The organism is Streptomyces sp. NPDC006872, assembly GCF_040635845.1.
Classification (GTDB): Bacteria; Actinomycetota; Actinomycetes; order Streptomycetales; family Streptomycetaceae; genus Streptomyces.
This window is the reverse complement of sequence record NZ_JBEYIL010000004.1, coordinates 53,092-66,468: the sequence shown is the minus strand read 5'-3', so window position 1 is coordinate 66,468 and position 13,377 is coordinate 53,092. Positions and strand designations below refer to the sequence as shown.

Annotated in this window: 14 protein-coding genes; 6 read left to right on the top strand and 8 right to left on the bottom strand. The window is 71.7% G+C overall.

Annotated features, from left to right (window positions below):
* Nucleotides 1-6: 6 nt before the first annotated feature.
* Complete coding sequence (locus ABZ725_RS13490; RefSeq protein ID WP_358802829.1) at nt 7-864, bottom strand: enoyl-CoA hydratase-related protein; 858 nt, start codon at nt 862-864, stop codon at nt 7-9.
* A 4-nt stretch (nt 865-868) separates the two neighbouring features.
* Nucleotides 869-1,360, bottom strand: a complete 492-nt coding sequence (locus ABZ725_RS13485) for a PaaI family thioesterase (protein WP_351912218.1) — start codon at nt 1,358-1,360, stop codon at nt 869-871.
* Nucleotides 1,361-1,502: 142 nt separating this feature from the next.
* On the opposite strand from ABZ725_RS13485, the gene ABZ725_RS13480 reads away from it, so the two are divergent.
* On the top strand, nt 1,503-2,684 hold the full coding sequence (locus ABZ725_RS13480; RefSeq protein WP_358802828.1) for a CaiB/BaiF CoA-transferase family protein: 1,182 nt from the start codon (nt 1,503-1,505) through the stop codon (nt 2,682-2,684).
* 130 nt (nt 2,685-2,814) lie between these two features.
* Here ABZ725_RS13480 and ABZ725_RS13475 read toward each other — a convergent pair whose 3' ends face one another.
* From ABZ725_RS13475 to ABZ725_RS13460, 4 genes are read right to left on the bottom strand one after another with little or no spacing between them, the layout of a single operon-like run.
* Nucleotides 2,815-3,570: an SDR family oxidoreductase gene (locus ABZ725_RS13475; protein WP_351912222.1), complete on the bottom strand. Its 756-nt coding sequence runs from the start codon at nt 3,568-3,570 to the stop codon at nt 2,815-2,817.
* Nucleotides 3,570-4,148 carry a nuclear transport factor 2 family protein gene (locus ABZ725_RS13470; RefSeq protein ID WP_358802827.1) on the bottom strand — a complete coding sequence of 193 codons (579 nt, stop codon included), beginning with the start codon at nt 4,146-4,148 and terminating at the stop codon, nt 3,570-3,572. Before ABZ725_RS13470 ends, ABZ725_RS13475 begins: the two co-directional genes overlap by 1 nt.
* A complete protein-coding gene (locus ABZ725_RS13465; protein WP_358802826.1) occupies nt 4,145-5,323 on the bottom strand; it encodes an acyl-CoA dehydrogenase family protein in 1,179 nt (392 codons plus the stop codon). Before ABZ725_RS13465 ends, ABZ725_RS13470 begins: the two co-directional genes overlap by 4 nt.
* A 34-nt stretch (nt 5,324-5,357) precedes the next feature.
* Complete coding sequence (locus ABZ725_RS13460; protein WP_358802825.1) at nt 5,358-6,527, bottom strand: acyl-CoA dehydrogenase family protein; 1,170 nt, start codon at nt 6,525-6,527, stop codon at nt 5,358-5,360.
* A gap of 81 nt (nt 6,528-6,608) precedes the next feature.
* Here ABZ725_RS13460 and ABZ725_RS13455 point away from each other — a divergent pair, with 81 nt between their 5' ends.
* Nucleotides 6,609-7,430, top strand: a complete 822-nt coding sequence (locus ABZ725_RS13455) for an enoyl-CoA hydratase/isomerase family protein (RefSeq protein ID WP_358802824.1) — start codon at nt 6,609-6,611, stop codon at nt 7,428-7,430.
* A 26-nt stretch (nt 7,431-7,456) separates the two neighbouring features.
* Nucleotides 7,457-7,966: a MaoC family dehydratase N-terminal domain-containing protein gene (locus ABZ725_RS13450; protein WP_358802823.1), complete on the top strand. Its 510-nt coding sequence runs from the start codon at nt 7,457-7,459 to the stop codon at nt 7,964-7,966.
* On the opposite strand, the gene ABZ725_RS13445 is transcribed toward ABZ725_RS13450, so the two are convergent.
* Together ABZ725_RS13445 and ABZ725_RS13440 are read right to left on the bottom strand one after the other, a co-directional pair.
* Nucleotides 7,945-9,363: a family 1 glycosylhydrolase gene (locus tag ABZ725_RS13445; protein WP_358802822.1), complete on the bottom strand. Its 1,419-nt coding sequence runs from the start codon at nt 9,361-9,363 to the stop codon at nt 7,945-7,947. The two genes, ABZ725_RS13450 and ABZ725_RS13445, sit on opposite strands and share 22 nt — an antisense overlap.
* Nucleotides 9,364-9,470: 107 nt before the next feature.
* Entirely contained in the window at nt 9,471-10,340 is an 870-nt protein-coding gene (locus ABZ725_RS13440) for a crotonase/enoyl-CoA hydratase family protein (protein ID WP_358802821.1), read from the bottom strand.
* Nucleotides 10,341-10,431: 91 nt separating this feature from the next.
* Between ABZ725_RS13440 and ABZ725_RS13435 the strand changes: the two genes are divergently transcribed.
* From ABZ725_RS13435 to ABZ725_RS13425, 3 genes are read left to right on the top strand one after another with little or no spacing between them, the layout of a single operon-like run.
* A complete protein-coding gene (locus ABZ725_RS13435; RefSeq protein ID WP_351912238.1) occupies nt 10,432-11,217 on the top strand; it encodes an enoyl-CoA hydratase/isomerase family protein in 786 nt (261 codons plus the stop codon).
* A 3-nt stretch (nt 11,218-11,220) separates the two neighbouring features.
* The gene (locus ABZ725_RS13430; protein WP_358802820.1) at nt 11,221-12,357 is read left to right on the top strand and encodes an acyl-CoA dehydrogenase family protein; all 1,137 of its coding nucleotides are present in this window, start codon (nt 11,221-11,223) and stop codon (nt 12,355-12,357) included.
* Nucleotides 12,354-13,376 carry an LLM class F420-dependent oxidoreductase gene (locus ABZ725_RS13425; RefSeq protein WP_358802819.1) on the top strand — a complete coding sequence of 341 codons (1,023 nt, stop codon included), beginning with the start codon at nt 12,354-12,356 and terminating at the stop codon, nt 13,374-13,376. The genes ABZ725_RS13430 and ABZ725_RS13425 overlap by 4 nt, the downstream gene beginning before the upstream one ends.
* Nucleotide 13,377: the final 1 nt, after the last annotated feature.

The following is a 13,377-nucleotide window of genomic DNA, read 5'->3' as shown; positions in this document are numbered from 1 at the left end:
CCTCGGTCAGTACGGCAGGAACGCGTCGCGGGTGGCCGCTTCGGGATCGAAGTCCGGCGGCAGGCCCTCGAACTCGGGCTCGCGCTTCTCGACGAAGCTCGCCACGCCCTCGCGGAAGTCCGGGGAGCCCGCGAAGAACTCCATGGCGGAGTAGGAGCGGGCCAGGGCGTCGGTGAAGGGGCGGTCGAGGTCGCCGTACACCTGGTGGCGTACGACGGCCATGGCGCGCGGTGAGCAGTTGCGGGCGATGTCACGGGCGTAGGCGCGGGCGGAGTCCAGCAGGTCCTCCGGTTCCACGACACGGCTGACGAGACCGAGGGCCTTCGCCTCGTCGGCGTCGAAGACGCGGCCGGACAGCAGCAGGTCGAGTGCGTTCTCCAGGCCGACCACGCGTGGCAGCACATACGGCAGGTTGTACTCGCCGGCCAGGCCGCGGCGGGTGAACGCGGTGGTGAAGCGGGCCCCGCGGGCGGCGAACCGGACGTCGCAGACGAGGGCCTGGACCAGGCCGATGCCCGCGCACGCGCCGTTGACGGCGGCGATCAGCGGCTTCGGCATGTTCCGCTTGCTGTACATCGGCACGCGGGCCCGGAGGTTCAGGGACTGGCCGGGCTGCGCGTTCTGCTCCAGGCGCTGGACGTCCATCCCCGGGCAGAAGGCCCGGCCGGCGCCCGTGACGATCACGACCCGGACGGCCGGGTCCTGCGCGGCCTCGTCGAGCAGCGCGAAGAAGCGGCGCTCCATGGGCAGGCTCCAGGCGTTCTTGCGCTCGGGCCGGTTGAGGGTGACCGTGGCGACGCCGTCCTTGTCGACCTCGTACAGCACCAGGTCGTCATGAGGGTCCTTGGCGGGCTCGTCGGGCATCACGTCACTCCTCCGTCAGCGGTTCGATGGGGTCGCCGACACCGGCCCGTTCCCCGGAGATGCTCACCACGACCTGCCCACGGGCACAGATCCGGCCGTCGGCCATCACGTCGACGTCGGCGAAGTGCAGTCTGCGGCCCCGCCGCAGGCAACGGGCGTAGGCAACGGCCTCCTGGCCCCGGGCGAGAGCGAGGTACTGCACCGACATCGACACGGTGCTGAGCAGACTCCCCTTGGTGAAGTCGTGCCCGGAGATCACGGCGCCCGCGCCCGCGGTGTCGATGAGCGCCGAGATCACCCCGCCGTGGAAGACGCCCTCGTGAGCGGAGAGGGTCTCGGTGTAGGGGAGCGCGATCTCGACTCCGTCCGGGTCCCAACGCGTCACGCGCAGGCGGCAGAAGCGGTTGAAGGCGACCCCGCGCTCCCAGCGGGCCCGGAACCACTCGCGGCGTTCGCGCTGTTCCTGGTCGGTGAGGGTCCTCGCCGCGACGGTCATCCGCGCACCTTCCGGTCTCTGCCTCGCTACCCAGGTCCATATAGTTACATGATTCAGCGCCATTCGCGAGCGTCGATGTATCATTTATCTAACCGATTAAGAGGGCTCGCCGGGAGAGCTCACCGAGAGGGGAGCGTGCTCGATGCCGTCTGCCGCCCTGGAGGGGATCCGCGTCCTCGATCTGTCCCGCATTCTCGCCGCGCCGCTGGCCACCCAACTGCTGGCCGACCTGGGCGCCGAGGTGATCAAGGTCGAGCGGCCCGGAGCGGGCGACGACTCACGGACCTACGGGCCCCCGTTCGCGCCCGGAACGGACACCGCCGCCTTCTACCTCTCCTGCAACCGCAACAAGCGGTCGGTCACCGTGAACCACGCCACCGCCGAGGGGCAGGAACTGATCCGTGCGCTCGCCGCACGCTCGGACGTCGTGGTCGAGAACTTCCGCGTCGGCACCCTGGCGAAGTACGGCCTCGACCACGAGAGCCTGCGCGCGATCGATCCCCGGCTGGTCTATCTGTCGGTCACCGGCTTCGGCCAGACCGGCCCCTACGCCGGGCGACCCGGCTACGACGGGATCTTCCAGGCCATGTCCGGGATGATGAGCGTCTCCGGGCACCCCGACGAGCCGATGAAGGTCGGGATCAGCATGGTCGACATCCTCACCGGGCTCTACGCCTCGACGGCCGTGCTGGCGGCCCTGCGGCACCGGGACGCCACCGGGGAGGGCCAGTTCATCGACCTCTCCCTGCTGGACTGCGGGCTGGCCTCGCTGTCGCACTTCGCGATGAACTACCTGGTCTCCGGCGAGGTGCCCGAGCGGCGCGGGAACGGCGGGTACGGGGGGATCCCGTCCCAGTCGTTCATGTGCAGCGACAGACCGCTGTTCCTCGTCGCCGGCAACGACAAGCAGTTCGCCGCGTTCTGCGCGGCGGCCGACCGCACCGATCTGCTCCAGGATCCGCGGTTCGCCACGACCTCCGCGCGCATCGCCCACCGCACGGAGATCCTGCCGGTGCTCCAGGACATCCTGCGCACCCGGACCCGCGACGAGTGGCTGGCCGTGCTCGACCGGCACGACGTGCCCGCGGGGCCGTTCAACGAGCTGCCCGAGGTCTTCGCCGACCCCCAGATCCGGCACCGCGAGATGCTGGTCGAGGCCGGCGGACTGCCCTTGCTGGCCAACCCCGTCCGGCTCTCGGCGACCCCCGTCGAGCGGTACGCACCGCCACCCGCGCTCGGCGAGCACACGGCCCAGGTCCTGGGCGAGCTGGCGGGGGTGACGCAGAGTCGGCTGGCGGAGCTGCGGGCGCGGGGGGTCGTCTAGGACCTGTCACACCTCCTGGACACCTCCTCGACACGGGCGGCAGCGCCCCGCGACCGGACTGTCGCGGACGGCGGCGCCCCGCGACCGGGCTGTCGCGGGCAGCGGCGCCCCGCGACCGGGCTGTCGCGGGTCAGCCGATCAGGGTCCGCCCGCCCTCCAGCATCAGCGTCGCGCCGGTCAGATAGGCCATGTCGTCGGAGACGAGCGCGGCCACCGCGCGGCCGATGTCCGTCTCCGGGTCCCCCATCCGTCCGAGCGGAATGGCACGGAGCACGCTTTCGGCTTTCTCCGGATGCGCGGCGAAGAAGTCCTCCGCCGCAGGGCTCAGCGCCGCCGGACACACGACGTTCACCCTGATCCCGTACGCGCCCCACTCCCGCGCGGCCACCCGGGTCAGCCCCCGGATCGCCTCCTTGGCCATCGCGTACGCCGCGAAGGTCGCCTCGCCCTGCACCGCGGCCGAGGAGCCGAGGTTCACCACGCTGCCCCGGCTCGCCCTCAGATGGGGCAGGGCGGCCCGCATGGCGTGGAACACCGCCAACGGGCCGCTGCGGTAGGCGAGTTCGACGTCCGCGTACGACGTCTGCTCCAGCCGACGCTGCACCGACGACTGCGCGTTGTTGACGAGCACGTCGAGGCCGCCGAACTCCCGTACCGTCTCGGCCACCATGCGGTCGACGTCGTCCCGTTCGCCGACGTCCCCGACCACCGTGAGCGCCCGGCCGCCGCGCGCCGCGATCTCCGCGGCGGTGTCCTTCAGGGTGCGTTCGGTGCGGCCGGTGATCGCCACCGCCGCGCCCTGCGCCGCCAGCGCGAGCGCGATGCCCCGGCCGACCCCCTGACCGCCGCCGGTGACCAGCGCCGTCTTCCCCGAAAGCCGTGTCATCACGTCTCCTTCCCGTCCTTCCAGAAGTCCGTCCAGGTGGGAAAGGCGTCGGGCAGCGCGGGCCGACCTGCGCCCGCCCAGCCCTCGAAGGCCACCGCCTGGGGGCGCTCGGTCACATCGGCCGCGTACCAGTGCTGCTCGCGGCGCCGGGTGAAGTACCACTCGCCGTCGACGCGCGCGTAGTCGTCGAGATAGCGGATCGCCATGACGATCCACCGCTCCCCCACCTCGTGCTCGGCTCGGCAGTACACGGAGCCGGTGGCGGTGTCACGGCCGGTGAACTCGATCCGGTGGCCGCAGATCTGGTGGACCGACCGGTGGAATCCGCGGACGAGCGGGTCGATGTACGCGCGCAGCGTCTCCCGACCGCTGCCCAGGCGCCCCATGTCGACGTCGGGAGCGAAGCAGCCCACCCAGGCGTCGAGGTCGCGGGCGTCCACGGCGAGCGCGTAGCGGACGGGCAGTTGCTGGACGGCGAGATGCGACTCGATCCGATCCAGGCGATCCAGAGGGTCAAGGCGGTCCACGCGGTCAAAGCCGTCGATGCGGTCGGGGCTGTCGTCGGGTGGTGTCGTCATGGCCGGGGTTCCTTCGGCAGGCCGAGGACCTGTTCCCCGATGATGTTGCGCTGGATCTCGCTCGATCCGCCGTAGATCGTCTCCGCGAGGGAGAGCAGGAAGGAGCGCTGACGGGTGTCCAGGCGGTAGTCCTCGCCGACGATCTGTCCCGCCGGACCGGCCAACTCCATGGCCAGATGGCCGAGTTGCTGGTGACGCGTCGAGGCGTACAGCTTGGCCGTGGTGGCCTGGGCGCCCGGGGTGCGGCCCGCGGTCAGTTCGGCGACGGTCCGCAGGTTGGTGGTGCGCATGATGCGTACGGAGATCCAGGCGTCGACGATCCGGCGGCGCAGCATGGGGTCGTCCAGGGCGCCCCGTTCCCGGGCCAGGTCGATCAGTGCCTGCGCCTCCCGTTCGAAGGTGAGCTGCTGGGGCAGCAGGGTGGTGCCGCGCTCGATGCCGAGGGTGGTCATCGCCGTGCGCCAGCCCTGGCCGACCTCCCCGACGACCAGGTCCGCGCCGGTGCGGGCGTCGGAGAGGAACACCTCGGCGAACTCGTCCTGACCGGCGAGGTTGCGGATGGGCCGGATCTCGACACCCGGCTGGTCGGCCGGGAGGAGGAGCATGGTGAGCCCCTTGTGCCGCACGGAGTCCGGGTCGGTGCGGGTGAGGAGGTAGAGCCAGTCGGCGTGGACGCCGAACGAGGTCCACACCTTCTGCCCGTTGACGACCCACTCCGCGCCGTCGCGTTCGGCCCGGGTGCGGACGGAGGCCAGGTCGGAGCCCGCGCCGGGTTCGCTGAAGCCCTGGCCCCAGAGTTCCTCGACGGCGAGGATCGGTGGCAGGAACCGCTTCTTCTGCGCCTCGGCACCGGTCGTGAGGAGCATCGGTCCGAGCAGGTCCAGGGCGTTGCCCGTGGCGCGGTAGGGCGCGTTCGCCCGGGCGTACTCGTACTCGAAGACGATCTCCTCGATCAGTCCGAGGCCCCGGCCCCCGTACTCCTCGGGCCAGCCGACGCCCAGCCAGTTCCCTGCGGAGAGCTCACGGTCCCAGGCGAGCCGCACCTCCCAGGCCTCGCCGTCGGTGGGGCCGCCCACGCCCCGGTGCTCGGCGAACTCCCCCACGAGGTGGTCCGCAAGCCAGTCCCGCAGCTCGTCGCGGAAGGCGCGTACGGCGGGCCCGAAGTCCAGTTCCATGTCAGCTCCCTTGCCGGTGGTCGCGGGCCGGTGGTCAGATGCCGAGCCGGGCCGCGAGCAGCTCGCGGTGGTACGACGGCGTGCCCAGCAGCGCCTCGGAGCTCTTGGCCCGCTTGAGGTACAGGTGGGCGGGATGCTCCCAGGTGAAGCCGATCCCGCCGTGGACCTGGATGTTGTCGCCCGCGACCTTGGTGAACGCCTCCGAGCAGAAGGCCTGTGCGATCGCCGCCGCGATCGCGGTCTCCGTCTCGTCGTCCGCGTCCAGCGCCCAGAGTCCGCCGTACGCGGCCGAGCGGGCGGACTCGATCTCCATGAGCATGTCGGCGCACTTGTGCTTGACGCCCTGGAAGGAGCCGATGGGCCGGCCGTACTGCTCGCGGATCCTGGCGTAGGCCACCGCGGCGTCCAGAGCGGCGGCGGCTCCCCCGACCTGTTCGGCGGCCAGCAGGACGGAGGCGGTGGCGAGGGTGCGTTCGAGGGCGGGCCAGGCCGTGCCCTCGGCGCCCAGCAGTCGCGCGGGGGTGTCCGTGAACTCCAGCCGGGCCTGTCCGCGGGTCTGGTCGAGGGTGGGCAGGGGCGTGCGGACCAGGCCCGGCGCGTCGGCGGCGACCGCGAAGAGGCTGACGCCGCAGGGGGTGCGGGCCGCGACGAGCAGCAGGTCGGCCAGGTGCCCGTCCAGGACGTAGGTCTTGACGCCGGTCAGCTCCCAGCCGCCGTCTGCCGTGCCGCGGGCGGACTCGCGGGTCGAATCGCGCGCGGACTCGCGGGCGGACTCGCGGGCGGTGAGCCGGATGCCCGGCTCGTCCCAGCGGCCGCCGTCCTCGGTCAGCGCCAGGGTGGCCACCGTCTCGCCGGACGCGATGCCGGGCAGCAGCTCACGTCGCGCCGCTTCGTCCGCGCAGCGCAGCAGGGCCTCGGCGGCCAGCGCCACGGTGGCGAAGTACGGCGAGCACAGCAGGGCGCGGCCCGTCTCCTCGAAGACGATGCCGAGGTCGACGTAGCCGAATCCGGAGCCGCCGTACTCCTCGGGTACGGCGAGTCCCTGCAGACCGAGCTCGCCGGCCATCCGACGCCAGACGACCGGGTCGTGGCTCAGCGGGTCGGTCGCCGGGCGGCGCACCTGCGCATCGCCGCAGTGCTTGGCGAGGAACGACCGTACGACCTTGCGCAGTTCGTCCTGTTCCTCGGTGAAGGAGAAGTCCATGCCTCGTCTCCCGCTTGTCGACCCGACCACTATACAGTTAGATAATTATAGTATCCGCACTGATTACACCAGGAGCGCGACGTGACCGATCTCTACGCCGAGTTCACGAGCCTGACCTTCGAGCGGCCCGCGCCCGGCGTGCTGCGCGTCGTGCTGGACGCCCCGAACCTCAACGCCGTGGATCCGCGGATGCACGGCGAGCTCGCCGACCTCTGGCCGGTCGTCGACCGGGACGCGGACACCCGCGCCGTGCTGGTCCAGGGGGCCGGCCGGGCCTTCTCGGCGGGCGGGACCTTCGACTCCATCGACGCCCTGACCGAGGAGTACGCGGTGCGCGCCCGGGTGATGCGCGAGGCCCGGGACATGGTCTACGGGGTGATCAACTGCTCCAAGCCGGTGGTCTCCGCGATCCACGGCCCGGCGGTCGGCGCGGGGCTGGTCATCGGCATGCTCGCGGACATCTCGATCGCGGCCCGTACGGCGAAGATCGTCGACGGGCACACCCGGCTCGGGGTCGCTGCCGGTGACCATGCGGCCATCTGCTGGCCGTTGCTGTGCGGCATGGCCAAGGCCAAGTACTACCTGCTGACCTGCGAGACGCTCACCGGCGAGGAGGCCGAGCGGATCGGGCTGGTGTCGAAGTGCGTGGACGACGGCGAGGTGCACACGGAGGCACTGCGCGTGGCGAAGGTCCTGGCCGCCGGGCCCGCCAGCGCCCTCAGCTGGACCAAGCGGTCCCTCAACCACTGGTACCGCACCGCGCAGCCGATCTTCGAGGCCTCCCTCGGGCTCGAGTTCTTCGGGTTCGGCGGGCCCGAGGTCGTCGAGGGACTCGCCGCCCACCGCGAGAAGCGCGCACCGGATTTCGAGGGCGTGGCCGGCAAGCACCCGATCGACCTCTGATCCCTGCTACTCACGAGGAGCCACCGATGACATCCGAACCCACCACCGCCACCGCCCGTGACATCCCCCCGCTGGTGCGGGGACTGACCTACGAGGACATGCCCGCCGGGCAGGTCTTCCGCACCGCCCGGCGCACGATCACCGAGACCGACCTGGTCAACTTCATCACCTGGGGCGGCTTCAACGAGCCCCTGTTCTGGGACGCCTCGCACGCCGCGGACGGCGGCTACACCGGTCGGCTGGTCCCCGGGGCGCTGACGTACTGCATCGCCGAAGGGCTCGTGCTCCAGACGAACGTGCTGCACGGCACCGGGCTCGCCTTCCTGCACATGGAGTTGACCGTGCACGGGCCGGTCTACGTCGGCGACACGCTGTACGCCGTCGTCGAGACCACGAAGTCGCGCCCGTCCGGCAAGCCCGGCCGGGGCGTGGTGACCAGCCGGATCACGGTACGCAACCAGCGTGACGAGGACGTGCTCGTCTACACGCCGGTGCGGTTGATCCGGGGCCGGGACTACGAGGCCGGGACGCCCTGAGGCCGGCCGGGGGCCGGTACCAGCGTCAGCACGGACAGGGGATGACCCGGTCCGGGTTCCCCGCCGGGGTCGAAGGCCTCGCCGTGCACCCAGTCCGAGGGGATCGGCGGGCGGGACGGGAGCTCGTGGTCCGGGACCGCCATCGCGTAGAGGCGGGTGTAGCGGAACTTCGCCTCCAGGTTGTCCAGCACGGACCAGTACTCGTAGCCGCACACGTCCACCCCGGCCGCGACGAGTCGGGCCAGCCAGGAGAGTCGGGCGCGCAGCAGGTTCCGGCGCCGGGCGTCGTCGCTGTGTCCTGACGCGTCGACGAGATCCAGATCGCCCATGCCGTTGTCGACGATCGAGAGCGGCGGCAGCAGCTCGCCGTAGAGGTCGTGGAGGCCGGCGACGGCGTCGGCGAGTCCCTCGGGCAGGATGGGCCAGCCGTAGGCGGTCGTCTCCACCTCGTCGAAGGGGACGATCGCGAAGCCGAGGCCCACGAGCAGGCGGTTCACCTCGTTGAGGGCGCTCAGGCACTTGGCGGTGGGCAGGACGCGCGGCAGGTTCTCGGGGGCGGTGACCCGGAACGGCGTGTGCCAGGACAGGCCGAGGAGGTCCTGTTCGGCGGCGATGATCTCCAGGTCGCCCGGGCGCACACAGCCGCCGGCCTCGACGGGGGAGACGTCCTCCTCGGTCACCATGTGCTCGCCGAGCAGCAGGGGGTCGAGGAAGAGCCGGTTGGTCCAGCTCTCCAGGCGCTCGACGGCGAGCCGGTCGAAGGGGTCGTCGGTGGCCGGGTAGGCGCCGACCAGGGTGACCGTGGTCCCGATCCGACCCCGTGCTCCGGCGGCCCGAAGGGCCTGGGTGGCGAGTCCGCAGGCGAGCAGGATGTGGTGGACGGTGGGCAGACCGGCCCGGCCGATCCCCCGGGCCGGTGGATACATTCCGGCCACATGGTCCGCGAGGGTGGGCCCGGCCAGGTCGGTGGAGGTGATCCAGCGCTCCACCCGGTCGCCGAAGCGGCGGCCGAGTTCGGCGGCGTACGCGGCGAAGTGCTCGGCGGTGTCCCGTTCGAGCCAGCCGCCGGCGGCGTCCAGCCAGGGCGGCAGGGTCCGGTCGAACAGGGTGAGGCCGGGCCGTACTCCTTGGGCGAGCAGGGCGTCGAGTGCGCGGTCGCAGCGGTCCAGGGCGTCCCGGTCCCAGCTGCCCGGGCCGTCGGGCTGGAGTCGCGGCCATCCGGCGACCATCCGGCGTGCGTCGACGTCGGCGCCTATGAGCTGCCGGATGTCCTCGGTCCACCGGCCGAAGTGTCCGGCCCGTTCGGGCGGGGGCGGCAGCGGGGCCGCGATGGTGTCGGCGGTGGCGACTCCCCAGTCGACACCGCGCAGCGATTCATGCAGGAAACCATCGCTCATGGTTACCGTCCAGGCGGTGAATGGTTTAGCGCATTCAACTGAATGCCCGCCGTCGGGACGCTAACACTTCACGCACACTACGACAACGTTTCGGCCAGATCTCCGCCTCAGCCGCCGAAAGGCTCGTCGAAGGGGCGGAAGTCCTCGTCCTGCCACCAGGGGTAGATCGCGGGCATGTCGGCACTGACCCGGCCCGGGAATTTCGGGGGGCGCTTGGCGAGGAACGACTCGATGCCCTCGGTGGGGTCGGGGCCGCCGCCGATCTGGCTCATGATCCGCGAGTCGAGGCGGTGGGCGGTCAGGGGATGGGGCTCGCCGAGCATCCGCCACATCATCTGCCGGGCCAGGGCGACCGAGACCGCGGAGGTGTTCTCGGCGATCTCGCGGGCGAGGGCGTACGCCGCCGGCAGCAGTTCCTCGGGCGGGTGGACGGAGCGGACGAGCCCGGCGGAGAGCGCCTCGTCGGGTCCGAAGACGCGGCCCGTCGCCACCCACTCCATGGCCTGCTGCATGCCCACGGCCCGGGGCAGGAACCAGCTCGCGGCCGACTCCGGCACGATGCCGCGGCGGGCGAAGACGAAACCGAACTTCGCCGACGTCGACGCCAGCCGGATGTCCATGGGCAGGGTCATGCTGGCGCCCACGCCCGCCGCCGGGCCGTTGATCGCCGCGATCACCGGCTTGGTGCAGGAGAAGATCCGCAGGGCGACCCGGCCGCCGGTGTCGCGGTGCCGGGCGCCCGCCGTACGGTGGTCGAAGGTCGAGCGGCCGGAGCTGACGTCGGCGCCCGCGCAGAAGCCGCGCCCGGCACCGGTCACCACGATCACCCGCACCTCGTCGTCGGCGTCGGCCGCGTCCAGGACGTCGAGCAGGTCCTGCATCATCTGCGGTCCGAAGGCGTTGAGCTTGTCCGGCCTGTTCAGGGTGACGGTGAGGATCCGGTCCGCCGTCTCGGCCCGCACGGTCTCGTACTGCATGCACACCCTCCACTGCCCTGTTTCCAGTTGAGCTGAATTAGTTATACCATTCAACTCTACTTACTCATTACAGGTGCGCGACGGAGTGGCGATGACGGATCTGGTGGTGACGGCCGTCGGGCCGGTCAGGCTGGTGGAGCTGAACCGGCCCGAGCAGCGGAACGCGATGAGCGAGGAACTGCACACCCGGCTCGCCTCGGTGTGGGAGGAGCTGGCGGCCGACCCGCAGGCGGGGGCGATCGTGCTGACGGGGCGCGGTCGGGCGTTCAGCGCCGGCGGCAACCTCGACATCATGACCCGGGTCCAGCGCGACGAGGCCTTCCGGGAGCGACAGGTCGACGAGGCCCGTCGGATCGTCACCGGCATGCTCCGCTGTCCGCTGCCCGTGATCGCGGCGGTCAACGGCCCGGCCGTGGGCCTCGGCAGCAGTCTGGCCCTGCTCAGCGATCTGGTGCTGATCGCCGACGACGCCTATGTGGCCGACCCGCACGTCCAGGTCGGGCTGGTCGCGGGCGACGGCGGCGCCTATCTGCTGCCGCTGCTCGTCGGCGCGACCCGGGCGAAGGAGCTGCTGTTCCTCGGCGAGAAGGTGAGCGCCGAGGACGCGGTACGGCTGGGGCTCGCCAACCGCGCCGTGCCCAGGGACAAGCTGCTGGACGAGGCCATGGAGCTGGCCCGGCGGCTGGCCGCCCAGCCCGCGCAGGCGCTGCGCCAGACCAAGCTGGCGGTCAACCGGCACCTGGAGCAGGCCCTCGGCACGGTGATGGAACCGGCCCTGCTGGCCGAGCGGGACACCATGCACGCGCCGGACCACATCGCCGTCGTCGAGGAGATCATCGCCTCGCGCGCCCGTCGCCGAGCCGACGAGAAGGGCTGAGGCATGGACTTCGCGTTCAGCGACGAGCAGGAGGAACTGCGGCGCACGGTACGGGCGTTCCTGGCGGACACCTCGCCCGAGACCGAGGTGCGGCGGCTGATGGAGACCCCGGAGGGCTTCGACCGGGCGCTGTGGCGCAGGCTCGGTTCGGAGCTCGGTGTGCTGGGGCTGGCCGTGCCCGAGGAGTACGGCGGCGCCGGGTGCGGGCCGGTCGAGGTGGGCGTCGTCCTGGAGGAGACGGGCCGCGCGCTGCTGTGCGCGCCGTTCCTGTCCTCGGCGGTGCTGGCCACGACCGCGCTGCTGGGCAGCGACGACGAGGAGGCCCGGAAACGACTGCTCCCCGGGCTGGTCGCCGGCGAGTCGGTGGCGACGCTGGCCCTGACCGAGGACTCCGCCCGCTGGGACGCGGCGGGGATCGGGCTCACCGCCCGTGCGACCGGCGGGAGTTGGCTGCTCACCGGGCACAAGACGTTCGTCCTCGACGGTGCCTGCGCCGATGTCGTCCTCACCGTGGCTCGGACCGAGGACGGCATCGGGGTGTTCCTGGTCGAGGGCGACGCGGCCGGGCTGAAGCGTGCGCCGCTGCCCACCCTGGACCCGACCCGTCGGCAGGCGCGCCTCGACTACGACGGCGTACGGGCGACCCGGCTGCGGACGCACGGCGACGGCTGGGACCTGGTGTCCCAGGTGCTCGACCGGGCGGCGGTGGCGCTGGCCGCCGAGCAGGTCGGGGTGGCCTCGCGCGCGCTCGACATGGCCGTGGAGTACGCCAAGGTGCGGCATCAGTTCGGGCGGCCCATCGGCTCGTTCCAGGCCGTGAAGCATCTGCTCGCCGACGTCCTGCTGGAGGTGGAGTCGGCGCGCGCGGCCGCGCACTACGCGCTGCTCGCCGCCGAGGGCGAGAGCCCGGAACTGCCTGCCGTGGCCAGCCTCGCCAAGGCGTTCTGCTCCGACGCGTGTCTGACGGCGACCAGGGAGAACATCCAGGTCCTCGGCGGGATCGGCTTCACCTGGGAGCACCCGGCCCAGCTGTATCTGAAGCGGGCCAAGACATCGCAGCTGCTGTTCGGCGATCCCGCGTACCACCGGGAGCTGCTCGCACGGAGAATCGGCATGGAAGCAGGCGAAGGAGCGGCATGAAGGTCGACGGAAAACTCAGTGTGTGGAGCACGGCCGAAGTGGTCGAGGAGGCCCGGCGCCACGAGAAGGCGGGCTACGACGGGCTGTGGGCGTCGGAGTCCAAGCACGATCCGTTCCTGCCGCTGCTGCTGGCGGCCGAGCACACCGACCGGCTGGAGGTCGGTACCGCCATCGCGGTGGCCTTCGCCCGCTCCCCCATGCAACTCGCCCACACGGCCCATGACTTGCAGACCTACTCCGGCGGACGCTTCTCGCTGGGCCTCGGCAGCCAGATCAAGCCGCACATCGAGCGGCGCTTCTCGATGCCGTGGAGCCGGCCGGCCGCGCGGATGCGGGAGTACGTGAGCGCGCTGCACGCGATCTGGGCCGCCTGGAACCAGGGCGAACGGCTGAACTTCCGGGGCGACTTCTACTCGCACACCCTGATGTCCCCGTTCTTCTCCCCGCCGCCCGCCGTCGGCGGGCCGCCGAAGGTCTTCGTGGCCGCCGTCGGGCAGGCGATGACGCGGGTGGCGGGCGAGGTGGCGGACGGTCTGCTGGCGCACGGCTTCACCACCGAGCGCTATCTGCGGGAGGTGACCCTGCCGACCGTCGAGGCGGGGTTGGCGACCTCGGGCCGGGCCCGTGGCGACTTCTCCGTCTCCCATCTGCTGCTGACCGCGACCGGTCGGACGGAGGAGGAGATGGCCCGCGCGATCGACGGCACCCGTGGGCAGATCGCCTTCTACGGCAGCACCCCCGCCTACCGGGGCGTGCTGGAGCTGCACGGCTGGGGCGAACTCGGCGACGAGCTGCACACGTTGTCGACGTCCCGGCGCGAGGACAAGTGGGAGGCGATGGCCCGGCTCGTCGACGACGAGGTCCTGAACACCTTCGCGGTCGTGGCGGAGCCGGAGCGGGTCGCGGGCGAGATCCGGCGCCGGTACGGGGCGCTGGTCGACCGGGTGTCCTTCTACACGGCGTACGAGATCGACGCCGAGGTGTGGGAGCCGATCGTCCAGGAGCTTCGAGCGGGCTGAC